22 protein-coding genes and 1 pseudogene are annotated in these 21,539 nt (G+C 55.7%); 16 read left to right on the top strand and 7 right to left on the bottom strand.

The genetic code is table 11. The features are described 5' to 3' along the window. Positions 1-113, bottom strand: a pseudogene (locus ABDW13_RS20645) (fructose-bisphosphatase class I); the annotation flags it as partial. A gap of 166 nt (positions 114-279) precedes the next feature. On the opposite strand from ABDW13_RS20645, the gene mpl reads away from it, so the two are divergent. Then, entirely contained in the window at positions 280-1,635 is a 1,356-nt protein-coding gene (gene mpl / locus ABDW13_RS20650) for a UDP-N-acetylmuramate:L-alanyl-gamma-D-glutamyl-meso-diaminopimelate ligase (protein WP_343554417.1), read from the top strand. Between the two features lie 145 nt (positions 1,636-1,780). On the opposite strand, the gene yjgA is transcribed toward mpl, so the two are convergent. Then, the gene (gene yjgA / locus ABDW13_RS20655; protein ID WP_008103560.1) at positions 1,781-2,323 is read right to left on the bottom strand and encodes a ribosome biogenesis factor YjgA; all 543 of its coding nucleotides are present in this window, start codon (positions 2,321-2,323) and stop codon (positions 1,781-1,783) included. A 115-nt stretch (positions 2,324-2,438) separates the two neighbouring features. Between yjgA and pmbA the strand changes: the two genes are divergently transcribed. The 11 genes from pmbA to ABDW13_RS20710 all read left to right on the top strand — a co-directional run bounded on the left by pmbA (position 2,439) and on the right by ABDW13_RS20710 (position 12,020). Beyond that, on the top strand, positions 2,439-3,779 hold the full coding sequence (gene pmbA / locus ABDW13_RS20660) for a metalloprotease PmbA (RefSeq protein ID WP_343554418.1): 1,341 nt from the start codon (positions 2,439-2,441) through the stop codon (positions 3,777-3,779). A 69-nt stretch (positions 3,780-3,848) separates the two neighbouring features. Beyond that, positions 3,849-4,235: a cytochrome b562 gene (cybC, locus tag ABDW13_RS20665; RefSeq protein ID WP_343554419.1), complete on the top strand. Its 387-nt coding sequence runs from the start codon at positions 3,849-3,851 to the stop codon at positions 4,233-4,235. A 263-nt stretch (positions 4,236-4,498) separates the two neighbouring features. Continuing rightward, positions 4,499-4,837 carry a glycine dehydrogenase gene (locus ABDW13_RS20670; protein ID WP_343554420.1) on the top strand — a complete coding sequence of 113 codons (339 nt, stop codon included), beginning with the start codon at positions 4,499-4,501 and terminating at the stop codon, positions 4,835-4,837. A 17-nt stretch (positions 4,838-4,854) separates the two neighbouring features. Next, positions 4,855-5,211: an SFCGS family glycine-rich protein gene (locus ABDW13_RS20675; RefSeq protein WP_009087404.1), complete on the top strand. Its 357-nt coding sequence runs from the start codon at positions 4,855-4,857 to the stop codon at positions 5,209-5,211. 2 nt (positions 5,212-5,213) lie between these two features. After that, positions 5,214-5,510, top strand: a complete 297-nt coding sequence (locus ABDW13_RS20680; protein WP_343554421.1) for a DUF4312 family protein — start codon at positions 5,214-5,216, stop codon at positions 5,508-5,510. A gap of 26 nt (positions 5,511-5,536) precedes the next feature. Continuing rightward, the gene (locus ABDW13_RS20685; RefSeq protein WP_007892190.1) at positions 5,537-6,313 is read left to right on the top strand and encodes a DUF4311 domain-containing protein; all 777 of its coding nucleotides are present in this window, start codon (positions 5,537-5,539) and stop codon (positions 6,311-6,313) included. Between the two features lie 12 nt (positions 6,314-6,325). Next, positions 6,326-6,973: a DUF4310 family protein gene (locus ABDW13_RS20690; protein WP_039331390.1), complete on the top strand. Its 648-nt coding sequence runs from the start codon at positions 6,326-6,328 to the stop codon at positions 6,971-6,973. Between the two features lie 139 nt (positions 6,974-7,112). Further along, positions 7,113-8,246: an amidohydrolase/deacetylase family metallohydrolase gene (locus ABDW13_RS20695; RefSeq protein ID WP_343554422.1), complete on the top strand. Its 1,134-nt coding sequence runs from the start codon at positions 7,113-7,115 to the stop codon at positions 8,244-8,246. Further along, complete coding sequence (locus ABDW13_RS20700) at positions 8,230-9,351, top strand: DgaE family pyridoxal phosphate-dependent ammonia lyase (protein WP_343554423.1); 1,122 nt, start codon at positions 8,230-8,232, stop codon at positions 9,349-9,351. Before ABDW13_RS20695 ends, ABDW13_RS20700 begins: the two co-directional genes overlap by 17 nt. After that, entirely contained in the window at positions 9,348-10,085 is a 738-nt protein-coding gene (locus ABDW13_RS20705; RefSeq protein ID WP_343554424.1) for a KDGP aldolase family protein, read from the top strand. The genes ABDW13_RS20700 and ABDW13_RS20705 overlap by 4 nt, the downstream gene beginning before the upstream one ends. Before the next feature lie 24 nt (positions 10,086-10,109). Further along, positions 10,110-12,020, top strand: coding sequence for a PRD domain-containing protein (locus tag ABDW13_RS20710; RefSeq protein WP_343554425.1), 1,911 nt, complete (start codon positions 10,110-10,112; stop codon positions 12,018-12,020). A gap of 141 nt (positions 12,021-12,161) precedes the next feature. On the opposite strand, the gene ABDW13_RS20715 is transcribed toward ABDW13_RS20710, so the two are convergent. Beyond that, on the bottom strand, positions 12,162-13,061 hold the full coding sequence (locus ABDW13_RS20715) for a LysR family transcriptional regulator (RefSeq protein ID WP_343554426.1): 900 nt from the start codon (positions 13,059-13,061) through the stop codon (positions 12,162-12,164). 130 nt (positions 13,062-13,191) lie between these two features. On the opposite strand from ABDW13_RS20715, the gene ABDW13_RS20720 reads away from it, so the two are divergent. From ABDW13_RS20720 to ABDW13_RS20735, 4 genes are all read left to right on the top strand, one after another. Next, positions 13,192-13,893: a pirin family protein gene (locus tag ABDW13_RS20720; protein ID WP_343554427.1), complete on the top strand. Its 702-nt coding sequence runs from the start codon at positions 13,192-13,194 to the stop codon at positions 13,891-13,893. Between the two features lie 246 nt (positions 13,894-14,139). After that, positions 14,140-14,649 carry a sugar dehydrogenase complex small subunit gene (locus tag ABDW13_RS20725; RefSeq protein WP_343554428.1) on the top strand — a complete coding sequence of 170 codons (510 nt, stop codon included), beginning with the start codon at positions 14,140-14,142 and terminating at the stop codon, positions 14,647-14,649. A gap of 45 nt (positions 14,650-14,694) precedes the next feature. Beyond that, positions 14,695-16,359 carry a GMC family oxidoreductase gene (locus ABDW13_RS20730; RefSeq protein ID WP_343554429.1) on the top strand — a complete coding sequence of 555 codons (1,665 nt, stop codon included), beginning with the start codon at positions 14,695-14,697 and terminating at the stop codon, positions 16,357-16,359. Between the two features lie 16 nt (positions 16,360-16,375). Then, positions 16,376-17,782, top strand: a complete 1,407-nt coding sequence (locus ABDW13_RS20735) for a cytochrome c (RefSeq protein ID WP_343554430.1) — start codon at positions 16,376-16,378, stop codon at positions 17,780-17,782. A 62-nt stretch (positions 17,783-17,844) separates the two neighbouring features. Here ABDW13_RS20735 and dolP read toward each other — a convergent pair whose 3' ends face one another. Genes dolP through ABDW13_RS20755 form a run of 4 tightly spaced genes read right to left on the bottom strand, consistent with a single transcriptional unit; the run spans position 17,845 to position 21,423 of the window. After that, on the bottom strand, positions 17,845-18,417 hold the full coding sequence (dolP, locus tag ABDW13_RS20740) for a division/outer membrane stress-associated lipid-binding lipoprotein (RefSeq protein WP_343554431.1): 573 nt from the start codon (positions 18,415-18,417) through the stop codon (positions 17,845-17,847). Between the two features lie 14 nt (positions 18,418-18,431). Continuing rightward, positions 18,432-19,019, bottom strand: a complete 588-nt coding sequence (gene diaA, locus ABDW13_RS20745; protein ID WP_007890352.1) for a DnaA initiator-associating protein DiaA — start codon at positions 19,017-19,019, stop codon at positions 18,432-18,434. A gap of 14 nt (positions 19,020-19,033) precedes the next feature. Next, complete coding sequence (locus ABDW13_RS20750; RefSeq protein WP_343554432.1) at positions 19,034-19,429, bottom strand: YraN family protein; 396 nt, start codon at positions 19,427-19,429, stop codon at positions 19,034-19,036. Then, positions 19,387-21,423, bottom strand: a complete 2,037-nt coding sequence (locus tag ABDW13_RS20755; RefSeq protein WP_343554433.1) for a penicillin-binding protein activator — start codon at positions 21,421-21,423, stop codon at positions 19,387-19,389. Before ABDW13_RS20755 ends, ABDW13_RS20750 begins: the two co-directional genes overlap by 43 nt. Positions 21,424-21,539: the final 116 nt, after the last annotated feature.

Raw genomic sequence — 21,539 nt, forward strand, 5'->3', positions numbered from 1 at the left:
CGGTGGATAATTTTAGCGCCAAGCTTAATGGAAGAAATCAGCGCCGTCAGTTCACCTGTGGCGTGTGGAAAGTCGTGTTGCTTCTCGACGATGAATTCGCCTAACGTTTTCATAACACATTCCCTGAATCTACGATGGAGTGGCAGCAGCTGTAACAAGCTACCAACGTATGAGCGCAGTTTAGCCGATTGAACTTTAAAAACCATAGTCCTAATCCGTTTCTTCCCTCTCAACTCGGCGTTACACTGTGCGCCGAACTTTTGAGTAATGGATCTCTTTATGCGTATTCACATCCTTGGGATTTGTGGCACTTTCATGGGCGGACTGGCGATGCTGGCACGCTCGCTGGGACACGAAGTCACCGGCTCAGACGCCAACGTCTACCCGCCGATGAGCACGTTGCTGGAACAGCAAGGTATTGAATTATCAGAAGGTTACGATGCGAGTCAGCTCGATCCACAACCGGATTTGGTGATCATCGGTAACGCGATGACGCGCGGCAATCCTTGTGTCGAAGCGGTGCTGGAACGCAACATTCCTTACCTCTCTGGCCCGCAATGGCTGCACGATTTCGTGTTGCGCGATCGCTGGGTGCTGGCCGTTGCCGGAACACACGGTAAAACCACCACAGCCGGTATGGCAGCGTGGATTCTCGAGGCTTGCGGCCTTGAACCGGGCTTTATCATCGGTGGTGTGCCAGGAAACTTTGAGGTTTCGGCAAAATTAGGAAAAAGTCCATTCTTCGTGATTGAAGCGGATGAATACGACAGCGCGTTCTTCGACAAGCGTTCCAAATTTGTCCATTACTGCCCGCGCACGCTGATCCTCAATAACCTCGAATTCGATCATGCCGACATCTTTGACGATCTGCGTGCGATTCAGAAGCAGTTCCATCACTTGATCCGTATCGTGCCAGGCCAGGGCAAGATCCTGCTGCCAGAGCACGACAACAACCTCAAGCAAGTGATGGCGATGGGCTGCTGGAGCGAGCAGGAAACCGTCGGCGACAACGGCCACTGGCAGGCGAAAAAGCTAACGCCGGATTCTTCGCATTGGGAAATCTGGCTCGACGGCGAGAAAGCGGGCGAAGTGAACTGGGCGCTGGTGGGCGAACACAACATGCACAACGGCTTGATGGCGGTTGCGGCTGCGCGTCACGTTGGCGTGAAGCCTTCGGATGCGGGCGAAGCGCTGAGCAGCTTTATCAATGCGCGTCGTCGCCTGGAACTGCGCGGTGAAGTGAATGCGATTAAGGTGTATGACGATTTTGCCCATCATCCAACTGCGATTCTCGCCACTCTAGCAGCATTGCGCAGCAAAGTGGGTGGCACCGCACGCATTTTGGCGGTGCTGGAGCCGCGCTCTAACACCATGAAAATGGGCGTGAGCAAAAATGAGCTGGCACCTTCGCTGGGCCGCGCGGATGAAGTGTTCCTGTTCCAGCCGCACCACATTCCGTGGCAGGTTTCAGATGTTGCCGAGGCGTGCATGCAACCGGCACAGTGGAGCGCGGATATCGACACGCTGGTGGAAATGGTGGCGAAGAAAGCCCAGCCAGGCGATTCGATTCTGGTGATGAGTAACGGCGGATTTGGTGGCATTCACCAGAAATTGCTGGAGCGCTTGGGGCGGTAATTGTGCGGATTTCCCCTCACCCTAACCCTCTCCCGCAAGCGGGCGAGGGGATGATTAGGTGGAGCACATTGTTAGATCGGTGCTCGATCTGCCCCTTCTCCCGCTTGCGGGAGAAGGTTGGGATGAGGGGAAACGCGCAGAGGACTTAAGCCTCTGCCAACTCGCGCAGATACTGAAAAATCAGGCGCGCTGATTTTGGCGGTTTGTTGGTAGCTTTCTCTTTCTGCGCATTGCGGATCATACTGCGCAGTTGCTGACGATCGGCATGCGGATAGAGGTTAAACACTTCGGCTACCGCGTCATCACCTTGCTCGATCAAACGATCGCGCAACATCTCCAGCTTGTGGAACAACGCCACTTGCTGATTATGACGATTCTTCAGCTTATCCAGCGCCTGACGAATCGGATCTTCATCGCGTGCGCGCAACATCTTACCGATCAGCTGCAATTGGCGGCGACGGCCTTCTTTCTTAATGCGCTGCGCCAGTTCAATCGCGTCACGCAGTTGTTCGTCGAGTGGAATCTTGTCGAGGGAATTTTTCCCCAAATCAACTAACTCGGCGCCAAGGCGTTTCAGCTCTTCGGCATCGCGTTTAATTTCGCTTTTGCTGACCCAGATAATCTCTTCGTCTTCTTCGTCATTATTATCCGGCACATCGTCGAGCCAGTCATCGGGCTGCTTGGTCATCTCTTGGCTCCCAAAAAAAAGAGGCTAATCCTACCAGTTTATCGGGCGACTGCGAAATTGTTCTCTGAGTCTGATAGACTCAAACAATTCATACTTAAGATTAGACGGCAGGTCGATGAACGTATCTACTCAGGTTGCAGAACAACGTAAAGTGTTGGAACAGGCTGTCGCGCAGGCGTTGGAACTGGCAAAAGCCAGCACCGATGGCGCTGAAGTGGCGGTCACGAAAACTACCGGCATCGGCGTCAGTACCCGTTATGGCGAAGTGGAAAACGTCGAATTCAACAGCGATGGTGCGCTTGGCATCACCGTCTATCATCAAAATCGTAAAGGCAGCGCCTCTTCTACCGATCTCAGCCCGGATGCGATTAAACGCACCGTGCAGGCGGCGATCGACATTGCGCGCTACACCTCGGTTGATCCGTTTGGCGCACCGGCCGATCCCGAATTGCTGGCTTTTGAAGCGCCGGATCTTGATCTTTACCATCCGTGGGAGATCGATGCCGATCGCGCTATCGAACTGGCAGCCAAAGCGGAACAAGCTTCGTTAGAAGCCGACAAACGCATCACCAACACCGAAGGCGGCAGCTTCAACAGCCACGTCGGCATCAAAGTGTTTGGTAACAGCCACGGCATGTTGCAGAGCTACTGCTCGAGCCGCCATTCGCTCTCCAGCTGTGTGATTGCCGAGCACAACGGCGACATGGAACGTGATTACGCCTACACCATTGGCCGCGCGTTTGAAGATTTGCAAAGTCCAGAATGGGTCGGTGCCGAGTGCGCACGCCGTACGCTGTCGCGTTTGTCGCCGCGTAAACTGTCTACCATGAAAGCGCCGGTGATCTTCGCGCCGGAAGTGGCGACTGGCTTGTTCGGTCATTTGGTTGGCATGATCAGCGGCAGCAGCGTTTACCGTAAATCCACTTTCCTGCTGGATTCACTCGGCAAGCAGATTTTGCCGGATTGGCTGACCATCGAAGAGCATCCGCATCTGCTGAAAGGTTTGGCGTCTACGCCATTCGATAGCGAAGGCGTACGTACCCAATCACGTGACATCATTAAAGATGGCGTGCTGCAAAACTGGCTGTTAACCAGCTACTCGGCGCGCAAGTTGGGCTTGCAGAGCACTGGCCACGCGGGTGGGATTCATAACTGGCGCATCGCCGGACAAGGCCATAGCTTCGACGACATGCTGAAGCAGATGGGAACCGGCTTGGTGGTGACCGAGATGATGGGTTCCAGCGTCAGCGCGATGACCGGTGATTATTCACGCGGCGCATCCGGCTTCTGGGTTGAAAATGGTGAGATTCAATATCCTGTGAGCGAGATCACAATCGCCGGCAACCTGAAAGACATGTGGCTCAATATGGTAACTGTCGGTAACGACATTGAAACCCGCAGCAATATACAATGCGGTTCGGTGCTGCTGCCGGAGATGAAAATCGCCGGACAATAAATTCATCGCTTCTTGAAAGCAGCCCGCAAGGCTGCTTTTTTTCGCCCGACAATAAAAAGGATAAATTTTATGCGTAAGCATGTCGTTGCAATGTTATCTCTCTCGCTGTTGTTCTCCTCGGCTAGCGTATTTGCCGCTGACCTGGAGAAAGATATGGACGCTCTGAAGGATGGCCTGAGCGTTGTGAAGAAAACCTCTGACGCGCAGGAAATGCACACCGCGTTGGGCAAGATGCGCCAGGCGGCGACGGATGCGAAAAAATCCACGCCGGAAAAACTGGAAGGTCAGGCGGCTGATAGCGCGCAGATCAAGGATTATCACGCCGGTCTGGATTCATTGATCGCGCAGATCGATGTAGTCGATCAATTGGCTCAAGCGAACAAGCTGGACGAAGCCAAGGCTGAAGCGAAGAAACTGGAAGATATTCGCAACGCCAACCATAAGAAATTCCGCTGATACACCGGCCAGCCCCTTGGCTGGCCTTATTTCTCCCTCTCGGCTGTAACCACTTCACCGCTTTACTCTCTGTTTACTCAACTTATTACGCATTTTGTGACCGATTTCGCACACTTCGTGCGTCCTGAGATCTGGCGCACACTCGCCCGTGGGATTTCCACTTCGAGGTGGAAAAGATGCGTCTCAACAGCCTGAAGCGGAAAGCGTACTTTCTTATCAACGAGAAATATCTGTAATTGTCCGCTGTTAACAGGAGTAACAAGGTGAGGAGTGAAGCTGTCCCGCTGAAACAGAGCACGCCGGAAGCGATTCAGGCGCTGGCGGATAACGTATTGAACCAAATTGCCGCGATCTACCGCGCACACCACATCGAAGCCAACGCCGTGCAACAGCAAATGCTGGCTTCACATGTGCGTGCGATGGCCTCGCGTTCGCTCACCGGCGAAGCGCTGCCGGAAGTCGAAGCTGAACTGTTTGAAGATATCTCGCCTGAAACCATGGCGCTGGCGCAGCAGGTGGTGGATCTGTTTGGCAATCTGCCAAAAGAGGAAGCCTGGCTGTTATCGGTACATATCGAAGTTGCACGTGCCAACGAAGATTAAATATTAAGGAATTCAACATGGTAACTGTAGTGATTGGCGATCGTCTGGGTAAAGGTCAGAAAGTAGCAGCGGGCATCGAGAAAGCCGGTGGCCGTGCGGTGGTGGTGCCGGGCGTGGCAGCTGACATGAAGTTGGGCGACGTGATGAAAGCGGAAAACGCCGACTTCGGCATCTCTTTCTGCGGCAGCGGCGGCGCAGGGGCGATTACCGCGCAGAACAAATATGGCTACAAAGCCAAACACGGCATGCGCTCCATTGACGAAGGCGTGACCGCCATCAACGAAGGCGCCACCGTGCTGGGCTTTGGCTTTATGGATAAAGAAGAGCTGGGCGAGCGTTTGGTTCAGGCCTGGAACAAAAAACACGGCAGCTAAGTATGAAACAGCAATACGAGACGCAAGTCACGGTGCAAGGCAAAGGCGACAGTAAAGCAAAAGCCTTTGCCGATGCGCTGAGTAAGGTGCAGCAGCAAGTGCTGCGCACCAGCCAAAAGATTCTGTTGCGCATTGAACCCATGGATGTGCGGGTGCTGCGCGCGCAGGAGAGCGTGCGCAAGGAGAAATTCTTGTTCTTCTTCCTCGCGCGCGAACGACGGAGTTACAGCGTCGAGCTGGAAATTACCGTTAGCGTCACCGTGATTGACACCGACAAGGTGGATTTCATCACGGCTTAAAAAAACGACAACAAGGGCACAACGACATGTTTTTAATCATTTTGTTTAAGTCGTTAATCATTGGCGGATTGGTGGGTGTGGGCGTTGGCGCGGGGGCGGCACGTATGTTCCACGCACCCACCACCCAAGGTATGGGCGCGTTCCGTACCTTGGGTGAACTCAATTCGTGCGAAGGCGATCCGGCATCGCACTTCTCCTTTGGTCTCGGCTTCTTCTTTAACGCTTGGGCATCATCCGTTGCTGCGGGTTCTTTCACGCAGGACGTTGACCACCGTATTTTGCCGAACTGGGGCGCGGCGGCGTTGATGGTAAAAAATCGCAACGTAGCAGAAACCCTGCACAACCCGAAACGCATGGCGATTGCCTGCGGCATCATCGGCATGATCGTGGTGGCGTTCCTCAACAGCACCGCATCGGCGGTTCCGGCGGCATTGCAGGTTACCGCAGTCAAAGTGCTGGTCCCGGCGGCTAACCTGCTGGTGAACACCGTGATGCCAGTGATCTTCTGGCTGGCAGCGATTGATGCCGGTAAGAAATCAGGTTTCTGGGCGACGATTTTCGGTGGTTTAGCGCAGCTGATCATGGGCAACGCCGTGCCTGGTTTAGTCCTCGGCATCCTGATTGGTAAAGGCGTGGAAGAGAGCGGCTGGAACAAAGTCACCAAAGTGATGATGTTTGCCATCGTGCTGCTGTTTGCCTTGAGCGGCTTCTTCCGCGGTTTCGACATGAAACTGCTGCAATCCTTCCAACTGGGTATTCCGGGTTGGCTGGATATGATTCACAACAGCGTCAGCGGCAAATAAGGAGCGATCAGCATGAACGAAACCGAAAACAAAGGGTTCTGGTACGCCGACTGGTCATTCCCGATTTTTGTTGGCTTGCTCTCCGCCGGTGTGTTTGCCGGTACGCACATGTATTACCTGTACGGCATTGGCGCGTTTAACGAAGTGGCGTTTGTTTCGATGTTGCGTTCCGGGATGGAAACCGGCGTGTATGGCGCGGTGGCGGCATTTGGTGCCAGCTTCCTGTTTGCGCGCATCATCGAAGGTTCACTGGTGGGGATCTTGGATATCGGCGGCGCGATTCAAACCGGCGTGGGCTTGGGCGTTCCGGCGCTGCTGCTTGGCGCAGGAATCGTGTTCCCGGTGGCTAACTTCGCTGCATCGCTGGCAACTGGATTGGTGGTGGGTTTGGCGATTGGTTATCTGATCATCCTGGCGCGTAAATTCACCATCAACCAAAGCGATTCGACTTACGGCGCGGACGTGATGATGGGCGCGGGTAACGCTTCCGGTCGCTTCCTCGGCCCACTGATTATCCTGTCGGCGATGGCGGCATCGATTCCAATTGGTCTCGGTTCACTGGTTGGCGCACTGCTGTTCTATCTGTGGAATAAGCCGATCACCGGCGGCGCGATTTTGGGCGCGATGGTGTTGGGTGCGATGTTCCCGATTTCGCTGTGATATCGCGATTGTAAGGTGGCCAAATGGCCGCACGCATCTGTAGCGGCGCAATTTATTGCGTTGTGTTGACTTTGAAAATCAACTGAACGCGATGAATCGCGCCGCTACGGAATGTGCGCTTTGAAAGAAAGGAGTTTGCATGTTTGATCTGATTCTGCGCCGCGCGCGTTTGTGCGACGAACAACTGGTGGATATCGCCATCCAGCACGGCAAAATTGCCGCCGTTGGCGAGGTGAGCGGCCCAGCCCAGCAGGAACGCGATCTGGCTGGGCGTTTTTACGTCAGCGCGGGCTGGATTGATAGCCACGTGCACTGTTATCTCAAGTCACCGATTTATCACGATGAAGCGGATGCCATCGGCATGGCGCAAGGCGTCACCACGGTGATCGACGCGGGCAGCACCGGCGCTGATGACATCGACGACTTCTACCAAATCACCCGCGCCGCCACTACCGAAGTGCGTGCGCTGATCAACATCTCGCGCAGCGGCATTGTGACGCAAAACGAACTGGCTGATATGGCGCAGATCGACAGCGATGCGGTGGTGCAGGCAGTAAAACGCCGTCCCGATTTTATCGTTGGCCTGAAAGCACGCATGAGCAGCAGCGTGGTGGGTGAAAATGGCATTAAGCCGCTGATTCGCGCCAAAGCGATTCAACAGGCGGCGGGCAATCTGCCGTTGATGGTGCACATCGGCAACAATCCGCCAGTGCTGGAAGAGATCGCCGATCTGCTGACCTCGGGCGACATCATCACTCACTGCTTCAACGGCAAACCGAACCGTATTTTGTCGCCGCAGGGCGAACTGAAAGCGGCGGTGAAAAATGCCATCGCGCGCGGCGTGAAGCTGGATATCGGCCACGGCAGCGCCAGCTTCAGCTTTGAAGTGGCACGCCAGGCGATTGCGCAGGGCATTCTGCCCGACACCATCAGCTCGGACATTTATTGCCGCAACCGCATTAACGGCCCGGTGCACAGCCTGGCGCACGTGATGTCTAAATTCTTCAGCATTGGCATGACGCTGCCGCAGATTATCGAATGCGTTACCGCCAATGCTGCTGCTGGCCTGCGACTGGCCGGCAAAGGGCGCTTAACCGTGGGTTATGACGCCGACCTGACCATTTTTACCGTCAAAGAGGAAGCCCGCCCGTTCGTCGATGCTGAAGGCGAACGGGTTTTGGGTGAGCAACATATTCTGCCGCAGGCCGTGGTTATCGCCGGTCACTGGCATCTGACTGATGAAGGGAAAGCCAATCATGTCTTCGATTTATGAAAAATATGACCTGAAGCAGGTCATCAACGCGTCTGGCCGCATGACCATTCTCGGCGTTTCCACGCCGTCCGCCGATGTGGTGGAAACCGTCAGCTACGGCCTGAATCACTATTTCGAAATAAAAGATCTGGTCAACAAAACCGGCGCTTACATCGCTAAATTACTGGATGTGGAAAACGCGGTGGTGGTGTCTTGCGCCTCGGCGGGCATTGCGCAAAGCGTGGCGGCGGTAATCGTTAAAGATAACGATTGGCTGCTGGAAAACCTGCACGCCGCACCGCTCAGCGTGCCGCACGATATCGTGGTGCCGAAAGGTCACAACGTGAACTTTGGCGCGCCGGTCGGCACTATGGTGGCACTCGGCGGCGGTCGTTTGATCGAAGCCGGCTACAGCAACGAATGCTCTCCCGAGCAGCTGGCGGCAGCGATCACCCCAACCACGGCGGCATTGCTGTACATCAAATCACATCACTGCGTGCAGAAAAGTCATCTCAGCGTTGAGCAGGCGGCGGTTGTCGCGCGCAAGCACGGCATTCCGTTAATCGTTGATGCGGCTGCCGAAGAAGATTTGCAGTGCTATTACCAAATGGGCGCGGATCTGGTGATTTACAGCGGTGCCAAAGCCATTGAAGGGCCAACCAGCGGCTTGGTCATTGGTCGCACGCAGTACGTTGAGTGGGTAAAACGGCAAAGCAACGGCATTGGCCGCGCGATGAAAGTTGGCAAAGAGGGCATTCTTGGGCTGACGCAGGCGATTGAAAACTATCTGGTTAACGCCAAAACCACTGGCGCGGAAATGGTGGCAAACATGACGCCATTTATCGACAACCTCAACACGCTCAACGGCGTTACCGCCCGCGTGGTGTGGGATGCCGCTGGACGTGATATCGCGCGCGCTGAAATCAAGTTCGATGAAGCGGTAACCGGCTGGCCAACCGGTGAACTGGTGCAGGCACTGAAAACTGGCGACATCGCCATCTATTTCCGTGGCTACAAAGCCAACGAAGGCATCATTGAGGCCGATGTGCGCAGCGTCAGCGCCGATCAGCTACACATCATCTTTAGTCGTATCCAGGCGTTAATCAGCGGAGGAAAACGCGCATGAGTCTGAACCCGAATTTCTATCAGGGCCGTTTGTGCCTTAACGTACTGGCCGGATCAAAGCAAAATGCCAAAGAGATCTGGCAAGCAGCGGAAGGTCATGTGCTGGTTGGCGTGCTATCGAAAAACTACGCCAGCAACGAAGAGGCGATTGCCGACATGCGCGAGTACGCGGCATTGATCGACAATGCGTTGTCCGTGGGTTTGGGCGCAGGCGATCCTCATCAGTCGGCGATGGTGAGTGAAATTTCTGCGGTGCTGCAACCCCAGCACGTCAATCAGGTATTCACCGGCGTGGCGACCAGCCGAGCGCTGCTCGGCCAGAATCAAACCGTGGTCAATGGTTTGATCTCACCAACCGGCACGCCGGGCATGGTGAAGATTTCTACCGGGCCGCGCAGTTCGCAAGGTGCTGATGCCATTGTGCCAATCGACAGCGCCATCGCCATGTTGCAGGACATGGGCGGCAGCTCGGTAAAATACTTCCCGATGGGCGGACTGAAAGCGGTGAATGAGTATCGTGCGGTGGCGGAAGCCTGTGCGCGTCATGACTTCTGGCTGGAACCGACTGGCGGCATCGATCTCAACAATTTTGAAGAGATTGTGCGTATTGCGCTCGATGCGGGTGTCAGCAAAGTGATTCCGCACGTCTACAGTTCGATTATAGATAGCGCAACCGGCGACACGCGTATTGACGATGTGCGCCAGCTTCTGGCAACGTGCAAGAAACTGCTGTAACAATTTAGTAACAGGTGAGGCTCCGTGAGATTTCCCAATCAGCGTCTGACTCAGCTTTTCGCTGCGCTGCAAAATGAAACGCTGCCGCAGGATGAGCTGGCTCGCCGCTTTTCCGTTTCGACGCGCACGGTGCGCACCGATATCACCGCGCTGAACGCGCTGCTGGAACAACACGGCGCGCAGTTCGTGCTGGCGCGTGGCGCGGGATATCAACTCAAAATTGACGATGCGGCGCGCTTTGGCCGCTTGCAAGCAGAGAGTGCCACGCCGCTGCGGGTGCCGCGCACCTCACAGGAGCGCGTGCGCTATCTGCTAACGCGTTTCCTCACCGCGGCGTATTCCATCAAGCTGGAAGATCTGTCGGAAGAGTGGTTTGTCAGTCGCGCCACGCTGCAAAGCGACATGGCGGAAGTGCGCGAATGGCTGAATCGCTATCACCTCAATATTGAAACCAAACCGCATTACGGCATGAAGCTGTTCGGCAGCGAGGCGGCGATTCGTACCTGCTTAACCGACTTGCTGTGGCAGATCGATCAGGAAACGCCGGATAGCCCGCTGCTGACGGTGGAAGCGCTGCACAGCGGCATGCTGGAACAGCTCGAACCGTTGCTGCAGCAGTGTTTTGCCCAACATGCGATTCGCCTCAGCGATGAGGGTGATCGTTATCTGCAAATCTACTGCGCGGTGGCGGTGCGACGCATTAGCGAAGGCTTCCCGCTTAACGATCCTGGCGCGGAAGATGTTGGCGAGGAAGTGCGTGAAGCGGCGCATGATTTGGTTAATCTGATGCGTCCGCTGGTCGGCAAACCGATCTCTCAGGCGGAAGAGAATTGGCTGCGGGTGAATATCGCTGCACGCCAGATTCAGGCGCTGGCGCCTAGCACCATCAATGCCGATGATGCTGATGCGTTGGTCGATTACCTGCTGAATTACATCAACACCCATTACAACTATCGGCTGCAACACGATGAACAGTTGCGCGCCGATCTGCTCACCCACATCAAAACCATGATTACGCGGGTGCGCTACCAGATTCACATTCCTAATCCACTGCTCGGCAACATCAAGCAGCACTATCCAATGGCCTACGATGTGACGCTGGCCGCGGTCACCAGCTGGGGAAAATACACGCCTTACACCATCAGTGAGAACGAGATCGGTTTTCTGGTGCTGCACATCGGCGTCGGGCTGGAGCGACATTACGATGTCGGCTATCAACGGCATCCACAAGTGTTGCTGGTGTGCGACAGCGGCAACTCAACGTTGCGCATGATTGAAGCGCTGCTGCTACGCAAATACCCGCAACTTGTCGTCACCGCACGACTGTCGCAACGTGACTACGAACTACGCCAGCATATCGACGAAGATTTCGTCATCTCCACTGCGCGTTTGACGGAAAAGAACAAGCCGATTGTGGTGATGTCGCCATTCCCCACCGAGTTTCAGCTTGAGCAACTGGGCAAGCTGGTGCTGGTGGATCGCACCCGTCCTTACATGCTGGAAAAGTACTTCGACGCGCAGCATTTTATGGTGCTGGATAAGCCGATGGCGCAGGCCGATCTGTTCCGCCTGCTGTGCGATCAGCTGCAAGCTGAAGAGTTTGTTGATGCGGATTTCTGCCCGTCGGTGGAAGAGCGCGAAGCGATTGTCAGCACTATGCTAGGCGAAGGCATCGCACTGCCGCACTCACTGGGTTTGCTGGCGAAGAAAACCGTGGTGTATACGGTGCTGGCACCGCACGGCGTAAGCTGGGGCGATGAAACGGCGTCGGTGATTTTCCTGCTGGCAATCAGCAAAAGCGAGTATGAAGAGGCGATGGCGATTTACGATTTGTTCGTGACTTTCCTGCGCGAAAGGGCGACGGCACGGCTGCGAGATTGCGCCGATTTCGTCAGTTTTAAAGCGGTAGCGATCGATTGTTTGAGCCGGTTGTGATGGGTGCGCTTTGTCCCTCACCCTAACCCTCTCCCACAAGTGGGAGAGGGAACCGATCGGAGAATATGCTGCATCCGGCGCGTTTTTCCCCCTCGCCCGCTTGCGGGAGAGGGCCGGGGTGAGGGGCAGCGAGCTCCAAACCTATCCGCGTTTCGCCAACAATCTCGGAATCTCGCGCAAGCACCACGCCTTGGCTTCGCCCATGCTGTCGCGACGCCACGCCATAATAATATCCACTTCGCGCGTATATTCGGCGCTCACCACACGTAAACGACCTTCGGCGATATCCTGCTCTACCATCGGATACGGCATAGTTGCCACGCCCAAACCGGCCAACAGCGCGCGACGCTTATCATCCATGCTGCTCACCGTTAGGCGCTGCTGTTTATCCAGCAATTGCACCGTCAACACCGGACGTTCACGCGCGGTATCGGCCACCGCAATGCCGCGATATTTCACGCGCGTCACTTCAGACAGCGGTTCAGCTTCCTGATGAATCGGGTGATCCGGGCTGGCGACATACACGCTCATCATGCTGTACAGCTTGCGCGTGTTGATCTCTGTTGAGGCGCGGAAATGCATATCCGGCGCAATCACGATGTCGGCGCGCCCTTGTTCCAGTCGTTCCCACGCGCCAGCCAGCACTTCTGTCACCAACGAAATCTGGGTGTTGGCTTTTTCTGCCAGCTTCTCAACCAGCGGAAACAGGCGTTCGGTGGGGATCAGCGCTTCGGCGACGATGGTGAGATGGGTTTCCCAGCCGCGCGCCAGCGCTTCGGCATCGGTGGTGAGTTTATCGGCGGCTTCCAGCAGCACGCGGCCGCGCTCCAACAGCATACGTCCTACGTTGGTGAACTTGGTGCGATGGCCGGAGCGATCGAACAGAACTACATCCAACTCCTCTTCCAGCTTCTGCATGGTGTAGCTCAGCGCAGAAGGGACGCGGCCCAGTTCATCGGCCGCGGCGGCAAAACTGCCACGGCGGTCAATAGCATCCATCACACGTAAAGCTTCAAGGGTTAACGCGCGGTCTTTTGCCATGCCGATTCTCTGTCAGTAAATTTGAACATGCCAGGCAGATTAACTGGCTTACAATCCGGCGTCCAGACTTTTACCATGATCCTTATAAAGCCTGCGGTCGAATCTCACCGCAGCGCGTCGGAGGATTATCATGATGACAACCCGCTGCGCGTCCGCATGTGGCCAGGCCGATTTCGGTTGGTTGCAGGCGCGCTACAGCTTCTCATTTGGCCACTATTTTGATCCAAAATTGATGGGCTACGCCTCATTACGCGTGCTCAACCAGGAAATTCTTGCGCCAGGCGCGGCGTTTCAACCGCGCAGCTATCCGCAGGTGGATGTGCTGAATCTGGTGCTGCAAGGTGAAGCCGAATACCGCGATAGCGAAGGGAATCATCTTGTGGCGCAGGAAGGCGAAGCGATGCTGCTTTCGGCGCGCCAGGGCGTCAATTACAGCGAAATTAACCTCAGCAAAGATCGCCCGCTGACGCGTATGCAGCTGTGGTTAGCCGCCTGCCCGGATCGGGAAAATCCGCTGTTGCAGAAGCTCGAACTGCCGCAGAAAACCAGCGTATTGATCGCTTCACCCGACGGCGCGGAGGGCAGCTTACAACTGCGCCAGCAAGTGTGGGTGCACCAGATCACGTTAGCGCCGGGCGAGCAGTGCAGCGTGAAGTTGCATGGACCGCGCGCCTACTTGCAATCGATCCATGGATCGCTGGATCTGCAAGCCAGCAGCGCCAATCAGGAACCGCTCGGTTGTGGCGATGGCGCGTTTCTCAGTGATGAGCAGCAGATTACGCTGCAAGCTACCACGCGGCTGCGTGCGCTGGTGATTGATATTCCAGTTTAATTCCGCCAGGAAAGCACTGTTGAATCAACAACATCCGATCGCTGTGGCGATCGGTTTTTTTGTGCGTAAATTTCCGCTGTAAGACTCATCCGACAAATATTCATCTCTCCCCTACAGATCTCTCAGGTCTGAACTGCATTTTCGCGTGGTGCACTCACGTTAAAATTCCGCTGGAACCCGCGGGCTTTCACATTATCCCCAGCAACAAACCACACATCGATGTGTTGCTATCGAAAGGAACTCCTCATGCGTTTTGCAAACCCACCAACGGGATTAAGCCGTCGCCGCTTTGTTACAGCAGGCGTCGCGCTGGCAACGTTATCGCTTATCCCCGCCGTTTCTGCCGGTTGGGCAGCCACGCAAATCGACCATGTTGGTCTGTTTATGCAGGTATCGCGCTTAATCAGTCGCGAATCGTTATCGCCGCAAATCGGCGCGGCATTGTATGGCGCGTTGAAAGCGGGTAATCCAACTCTGGATGAACACTTGCGCGTGCTGGCAACCATGGTCACCACCGACGCCAATCTCACCATTGAATCGCTGGTTGATGCACTGAAAAGCAGCCAACAGCCGCAATTGCTGGCAACGGTGCACAGCATAGTGGCGGCCTGGTATACCGGGGTTGTTGACCATCGCACTTATGCCTACGAAGGCGCTTTGATGTATCGGCCAACGCGTGATGTGCTCAGCCCGCCAAGCTATACGCGCGATGGCCCATTGAATTGGGCGAACTTCCAGCCACCGAATCCTGCGTAAAAATACTTTAAAAACAGTCACTATCAATTCATTTGGATCACTTTTATGAGCAAGGAAGAAGCACTCTCAGCCGATGTCGTGATTATCGGCGCAGGTGTTGCAGGCAGTCTCTCCGCATTGGAACTGGCAAGCAGCGGTCTGTCGGTTATCGTTTTGGACGCTGGCCCACGCGTTACGCGCGGCGAAATCGTGGAGAACTTCCGCAATGCGCCCGCCACCACGCGCGCATTAACCACACCGTATCCACCTAAACCTTGGGCGCTGGCGCCGTTCAACGATGTTGATGGCACCGCGTTGGACTATTTACAGGTCGGTGGCCCAGACGGTTACGCATATCAAACCGATTATCTGCGCTTAGTCGGCGGCACCACCTGGCACTGGGCGGGCTGCGCATGGCGCCATTTGCCGAACGATTTCCGTCTGCAATCGATGTACGGCGTGGGCCGCGACTGGCCGGTGAGTTATGCCGAATTGGAACCCTATTATTACCGTGCTGAGTTGGCGATGGGCGTGTCCGGCCCGGATCCGTCGCGTGGCGGTGTGGATTTGGGATCGCCGCGTAGCCAACCTTATCCGATGCCAGAAATGCCGTGGACCTATACCAGCCGGGTGTTTGCCGACGCGGTGGCAAAATACACCGATTACCGTCTGATCCACGAACCGGAAGCGCGCAACGTTCAGCCGTATGATGGCCGTCCCGCCTGCGGTGGCAACAACAACTGCATGCCAATTTGCCCGATCGGTGCGATGTATAACGGCATGGAAAGCGTGCTGAAAGCGGAAAAAGCCGGTGCACGCGTGATGGAAAACTCGGTGGTGTATTACATCGAAACCGATGCCTCCAACGGCGCAGTGGTAGCGGTTCATTTCTACGATCCCAACAAGAAAAGTTATCGCGTGACCGGCAAAGCCTTCATCCTCGCCGCGCACAACATCGAAAGCGTGAAGCTGTTGCTGATGTCGAAAGACGACAAGAACCCGAATGGTCTGGCGAATAAAACCGATCAGGTTGGGCGCTATATGATGGAACATGCGGGTACGGAAGTGCAGTTCACTACGCGCGATCCGGTGTGGATGGGGCAAGGACCACAACATACTGCGGCGATTGACAGTTTGCGTGACGGCCCGTGGCGCAGTGAAATGGCCGCCGCCATTACCCGCATTGATGACACCAACCAAACCACCTACGCCACCCAGCGTGCGTTGAGTATGGGCCTGGTCGGCAAAGCCCTGGACGAAGAAATTCGTCATGGCGCAGCACACCGCATTGAGCTTTCAACCCATCATGCGGTGCTGCCAAACCCAGAAAACCGCCTGACGTTGTCGGAGAAAAAAGACGTTCTCGGCATTCCGTTCCCTAAAGTCTACTACTCGATTGATGAGTACACGCGTAAGAGTGCACGCCGCACCATTGAGATGTATGACGACATTTTCCGCGGCATGGGCGCGACGGATATTTTGTACATCCCCGATGCCAATAACCCACTGAAGTTTGCCGCACAGGATCACCCGATGGGCGGCGCGTTAATGGGCAACGATCCGGCGACTTCGGTGTGCGATAAAGAGTGCCGCTCGCACGAGCAAAAGAATCTCTATTTTGCTTCCAGCGCGGTGTTTAACTCGACGGGCACCGGTAACCCAACCTTGACGGTTGCCGCCATCGCATTGCGTGTGGCCGACACCATTAAATCAGAGCTTCTTCATGGATAAGCGGAGGCGAGCCAAGATGCCAAAAACAGGGATTCGATGCGGTATTACCGGGCTGGCGCTGCTGCTGAGCAGCACGGCATTTGCGGATACCTCAGCCGACGCCACGCTGCTGGCGCGCGGCCAATATCTGGCGACCGCCGCAGATTGCGCCGCCTGCCACAGCGTTTCTGGCGACAAACCGCTGGCGGGTGGATTGCCTATCGCCTCGCCGTTTGGGCAGATCTACTCCAGCAATATCACGCCTTCCAAACAGTTCGGCATTGGTGACTACAGCGAAGCGCAGTTTGCCCGCGCGGTGCGCGAAGGCGTGAATGCCAAAGGTGAACATCTCTATCCGGCGATGCCATATCCTTCTTACGCCGGTATCAGCGACGACGATATTCACGCGCTCTACGTCTGGTTCATACAGGGCGTAAAACCGGTTGATGCCGCGCCGCCGGCGACGCAATTAGCTTTCCCGTTTAACCAGCGCTGGCTGATGTTTGGCTGGAATATGCTGTTTGCCAACGGCAAACCGCTGGTTAACGACGAGAGTAAAAGCCCGGAGTGGAATCGTGGGCGTTATCTGGTGGATGCGTTGGGGCACTGCGATGCTTGCCATACGCCACGTAATATCGCTATGGGTGAAGAGAGTGGTAAGGCGCTGGCGGGCGGCCAGGTGGGCGCATGGTATGCGCCGAACATCACCTCGGATCCGATTAGCGGCATCGGTGGTTGGTCGCATCAGGAGCTGGTGCAATACTTGCGTACCGGCGCGGTAGCCAATAAAGGTCAGGCGGCGGGCGGCATGGCGGAAGCGATTGAGAAAAGCCTGCAATATCTGACTGATGAAGACATCAGCGCCATCGCCACCTACCTGAAAGCCACGCCGCCGATTCGCAATGCGAAAGACCTCAATGCGGATTATAGCTGGGCAGGTAATGGCAAGAACTATGAGCCCGCTTTGCGCGCCAACAATCCGGGCATTGAGTATCACAAAAACCAGCCAGGCTACGCTCAGTTAACCAGCGGAGCACAGCTATACAGCGCGAATTGCGCCAGTTGCCATCAAACCAGTGGGCAAGGAACGCCAGATCACGCCTGGCCCTCTTTGGTGCACAACTCGGCAACCGGTGCTAACAACGCCAGCAATCTGGTGGCAACGATTCTCAATGGTGTGAGTATTACCACGCAAGGCAATATTCGCCTGATGCCTGCGATGGGAGATACCTTAACCGATAAGCAAATCGCGGAAATTTCGACGTTTGTGATGGGTGCGTACGGCAATCCGGAGGTGAGTGTCAGCCCTGAGCAAGTGGCGACTTTGCGTGCTGGTGGCGCCAATCCGACCAATACGCTGTATGGCATGATGGCGGGTGCAGCGGCGGTATTCGTGTTGTTGGTTGGCGGGTGGATCTTTGTGAGGCGGCGCAAGTCACGTTAATCGCAGCGATAAAAAAAGGGTTCATGTCATACATGAACCCTTTTTTATGCAGCTAAACGCGCTTATTTGAGAATAGTGAAGGCGGTAGTGACGTGCTTCACGCCGCTGACACGGCTGGCAACATCGGCCGCCGCCTGCGCTTCCTGTGGTGTCACCAGACCCAGCAGGAACACTTCGCCGTTTTCGGTGGTCACTTTCACATTCGAAGATTTCACCTGATCGCTACCCAGCAGCTGTGAGCGGATTTTGGTGGTGATCCAGGTATCAGATGACGAGGTGCCGAGGCTGACTTTCTGGCCGCTACGGATTTCGTTATACACCTCGGTGGCACCATCAACGCCCATGGCGATCTGTTTCGCACGACTCGCCAGATCTGGCGTTGGTGATTGGCCGGTCAGCAGTACTTTGCCCTGATAAGCGGTTACGACGACGCGCGCCTGGCTTTTGATTTGTTCATCTTTTGCCAGCGCGTTAGTGACGCGCAGCTCCAGCGTGCCGTCATCTACCTGAGTGCCCACGGTGCGCGGATCGGTAGCGGTTTTGGTGGCAACAGCGGCGCCGCCAGCAACGACGGCAACACAGCCTTGCAGCATCATGGCGGTGAGTAGAATGGCGACAGCGTTCAATGCTTTCATTTGAGCTCCTTCAGTCATTCCTGGTGTGGGAATAAAGTGTTATCAATCAAATCACACAGGCAATTCAGCGTCAGCATATGCATCTCCTGAATGCGCGCACTGCGATGTGATGGAATGCGAATTTCCACATCATGCGGGCCCAACAGGCCCGCCAGCTCGCCGCCGTCATGGCCGGTGAGCGCAACGATGGTCATATCGCGGGTAACCGCAGCCTCAACCGCTTTGACGATATCGCGGGTGTTGCCACGGGTGGAAATAGCCAGCAGCACATCACCGGCCTGACCAAGCGCTCGAACCTGCTTGGCATAAATTTCATCGTGCAGACGATCGTTGCCAATCGCTGTCAGCATCACGTTATCGGCACTCAGCGCCAGCGCCGGCAGGCTTGGGCGCTCGGTCTCAAAACGGTTAATCATGCTGGCGGCAAAATGTTGGGCATTGGCCGACGATGCGCCGTTACCGCAGCTGAGGATTTTGTTACCGTTCAGCAGCGATTGCACCAGCGTCATCGCGGCGCGCGAAATCGCATCTGGCAGCGCTTCGGCCGCGGCGATTTGCGTCTGAATACTTTCGGTAAAACACGCTTTAATTCTGTCCTGCACAAGACCACCTGGTTCTATCCATCGGCATTAAAGGCATCGGGTAGCCACTCCAGCTCACACCCGGTAATGGCAATGATGTCAAATCGGCAATTTACCGTATCAAAACTGCCGCCACGTGCTAACAGCCAAATTGCTGCAGCACGTAACAGCTTTTGTTGTTTCTGTCGCGTCACGCTGGCGGCGGCACCGCCAAAACGCGCATCGCGACGATAGCGCACTTCTACAAATACCCAGCAATCGGCGTCGCGCATGATCAGGTCAATCTCACCGCTGCGACAACGCACGTTGCTGGCGAACCAGTGCAGCCCGGCGCGCTCCAGATAGCGTCGCGCCAGTTGTTCCTGCTCAGCGCCGATGCGCTGGCGGTTTACTGCACTGGAACGATCTGTCCTTGACGATACTGGTTCCATGCCAACTTCCTGTTGATCACGCAATCCGCGTCGGCGTTGAGCTTGCCAGTGTTGCCATCAATGTCAAAGCCAGGCACCTGACGCATCTGGTTAAAGTGATTCGCCAGCGTCCAGGCATCAATGCCCATCGCGTAGAGGCGAACCAGTGAATAATCGTTGTTAAACGACTTCGCCGCCTGCTGCATCAAGCCCGGATTGGTGCCGGAGAGCAGCGGAATATCACTGAATTGCAGACCATCCATTTCCAGACGGAAGTCCGGGCCGGCACCGGCCTGCGCGCTGCGCGAACTGGCATACAGCGCGGTGTTGCTGCGGCTGCTGGTGCGCATCGCAATCATCGGCTTGATCAGCTGCAACTCATCCTGGCTAGCAACGATGTAAACCGAATCGACGCTGCCGCTGCTGGCATCAGCCGCTGGAGCTGGCGCGCTGGTTTGCGGCGCGGGAATCGTCAGACCGGCAATCGCCACGTTCTGCGCTTGATCCGGCGCGACATTCAGCGGCGTACCGCTCAGTGCGATACCGGCACCGCTGTTGATGCCTTGCTTCAACTCCGCAACGCCACCAAAACGCTGTTGCAGCACGGTTGAGCCGCCCAGTTTTTGCCACTCTTGCGCAAAGGCTTTGCTGATGCGATCGCCATAGCTGCTACGCGGCACCAACAATAATGGCTGGCGCTTGCCTTGATCGTAGATATGGTGCGCGGCATCGCGCGCTTCGTCTTCAGGAGAAAGCGCAAAGTAACAAATATTCGGATGGTTCTGGATCTGTTCTGGCTCGTTGAGCGCCAGCACGTTGAGCGCGGTGTTGCTGTTAGCCACCGTCTCAACATCATTCTTCAGTAACGGGCCAACCACAATGGTGGCGCCATCTTGCTGCGCTTGCTGCATCACCTGGGCAATCGGCTGGCTGCTGGTGTCATACACCTTCACCTGCGCATTGCTGTCAGCTTGTGCGGCAGCAGGTTGCGCGGTGGGCTGCGGTTGCTCAGGTTGCTGCGGCGTGTTGCCCGCAACGGCTGGACTCACCACGCTGTTGGCATCGGTGTTGGCATTGGCGTCAGCGGCGGGTTGCGCGTTGGCATCCGCTGGAGCGGCGACTGGAGCGGGTTGCGGCGCTGGTGCACTCAACACGCCGTTACGCGCATCGTTAAAACCTTTCTGAATCGCGTTGGCAAACACTTGCGCCTGGCCGTTCAGTGGCAGCAGCAGGGCGATGGTGTTGGTTGAGGCTTTGGTGAAGTTCTGCACCTGGCTGAGCTGGGTTGGCAGCGTTTTCGCGCCCGGATTCTGCGGATAGCGCGTTTGCCAATCCTGAATCGCCGCTTTCAGCATTTGTGGATCCTGACTGTTCGCGCGCCAGGTGTTCAACAGATCCAGCCAGCCTTGCAGCGTGTTTTCATCGGCATTGATCACCAGGCTATTGACCTGATCGGTGGTCATCTGCGTCAACGCTTGCCAGGTGGCATCGATATTGGTTTGGTGATCCGCGCCTTTCAGCAGCGGTTCCTGCGCAATATAGGCACGCAGCAGGGCAAGTGAAGGGCGATTCTGCGCCGCAGCGATTTGCAGTGCATAGAAGCGGACTTGCTGATCCTGCGACAGTCCGCCGGTTTTCACCTGGCCAAGTAACTGTTGCGCACCGTTGTAATCTTGCTGACCAATCTGCATCTGCGCGCGCAGCAGCAGCAGTTCTTGCTGTTGCACATCGGAGAGTTGTTGCGGCAGTTGCGAGATCTGATTTGCGGCCTGCGGATACTTTCCTTCCTTCAACAGGGCACGGATGGCAAGTAATTGCCAGTCGGTCTTGCTATCATCGCTGCTTTGCTGCACCTGTTGCAGATAATAGTCAGATCGACCCGTCGCAGGACCCTGAATATTGACGTTGGAGGTTTGTTGCGGTCCCTGACCACTACAAGCGGCTAAAATCAGCCCAGCAAGAAGAACAGGTACTAAGCGTCCTGCTTTATGACGTACGACTTTTGAAGGAAGCATACTGTATCCAGTGATGTTTTTTTCAAGATGCTCAATATTAAATCGGCAATTCGGATGAAACAATGAAACAACTCGATCGGGCAGAGATTTCTGCCAGCACGCTCTATATCGTTCCT

Source organism: Pantoea sp., from assembly GCF_039594315.1.
Classification (GTDB): domain Bacteria; phylum Pseudomonadota; class Gammaproteobacteria; order Enterobacterales; family Enterobacteriaceae; genus Pantoea.

Coding starts and splice junctions, on each gene's coding strand:
- ABDW13_RS20730 (WP_343554429.1), top strand. CDS start 14,695: ATGAGCAAGGAAGAAGCACTCTCAGCCGATGTCGTGATTATCGGCGCA.
- ABDW13_RS20735 (WP_343554430.1), top strand. CDS start 16,376: ATGCCAAAAACAGGGATTCGATGCGGTATTACCGGGCTGGCGCTGCTG.
- pmbA (WP_343554418.1), top strand. CDS start 2,439: ATGAACGTATCTACTCAGGTTGCAGAACAACGTAAAGTGTTGGAACAG.
- ABDW13_RS20715 (WP_343554426.1), bottom strand. CDS start 13,061: ATGGCAAAAGACCGCGCGTTAACCCTTGAAGCTTTACGTGTGATGGAT.
- ABDW13_RS20680 (WP_343554421.1), top strand. CDS start 5,214: ATGAAACAGCAATACGAGACGCAAGTCACGGTGCAAGGCAAAGGCGAC.
- ABDW13_RS20700 (WP_343554423.1), top strand. CDS start 8,230: ATGTCTTCGATTTATGAAAAATATGACCTGAAGCAGGTCATCAACGCG.
- mpl (WP_343554417.1), top strand. CDS start 280: ATGCGTATTCACATCCTTGGGATTTGTGGCACTTTCATGGGCGGACTG.
- ABDW13_RS20695 (WP_343554422.1), top strand. CDS start 7,113: ATGTTTGATCTGATTCTGCGCCGCGCGCGTTTGTGCGACGAACAACTG.
- ABDW13_RS20705 (WP_343554424.1), top strand. CDS start 9,348: ATGAGTCTGAACCCGAATTTCTATCAGGGCCGTTTGTGCCTTAACGTA.
- dolP (WP_343554431.1), bottom strand. CDS start 18,417: ATGAAAGCATTGAACGCTGTCGCCATTCTACTCACCGCCATGATGCTG.
- cybC (WP_343554419.1), top strand. CDS start 3,849: ATGCGTAAGCATGTCGTTGCAATGTTATCTCTCTCGCTGTTGTTCTCC.
- ABDW13_RS20725 (WP_343554428.1), top strand. CDS start 14,140: ATGCGTTTTGCAAACCCACCAACGGGATTAAGCCGTCGCCGCTTTGTT.
- ABDW13_RS20750 (WP_343554432.1), bottom strand. CDS start 19,429: ATGGAACCAGTATCGTCAAGGACAGATCGTTCCAGTGCAGTAAACCGC.
- ABDW13_RS20685 (WP_007892190.1), top strand. CDS start 5,537: ATGTTTTTAATCATTTTGTTTAAGTCGTTAATCATTGGCGGATTGGTG.
- ABDW13_RS20720 (WP_343554427.1), top strand. CDS start 13,192: ATGATGACAACCCGCTGCGCGTCCGCATGTGGCCAGGCCGATTTCGGT.
- yjgA (WP_008103560.1), bottom strand. CDS start 2,323: ATGACCAAGCAGCCCGATGACTGGCTCGACGATGTGCCGGATAATAAT.
- ABDW13_RS20675 (WP_009087404.1), top strand. CDS start 4,855: ATGGTAACTGTAGTGATTGGCGATCGTCTGGGTAAAGGTCAGAAAGTA.
- ABDW13_RS20755 (WP_343554433.1), bottom strand. CDS start 21,423: ATGCTTCCTTCAAAAGTCGTACGTCATAAAGCAGGACGCTTAGTACCT.
- ABDW13_RS20690 (WP_039331390.1), top strand. CDS start 6,326: ATGAACGAAACCGAAAACAAAGGGTTCTGGTACGCCGACTGGTCATTC.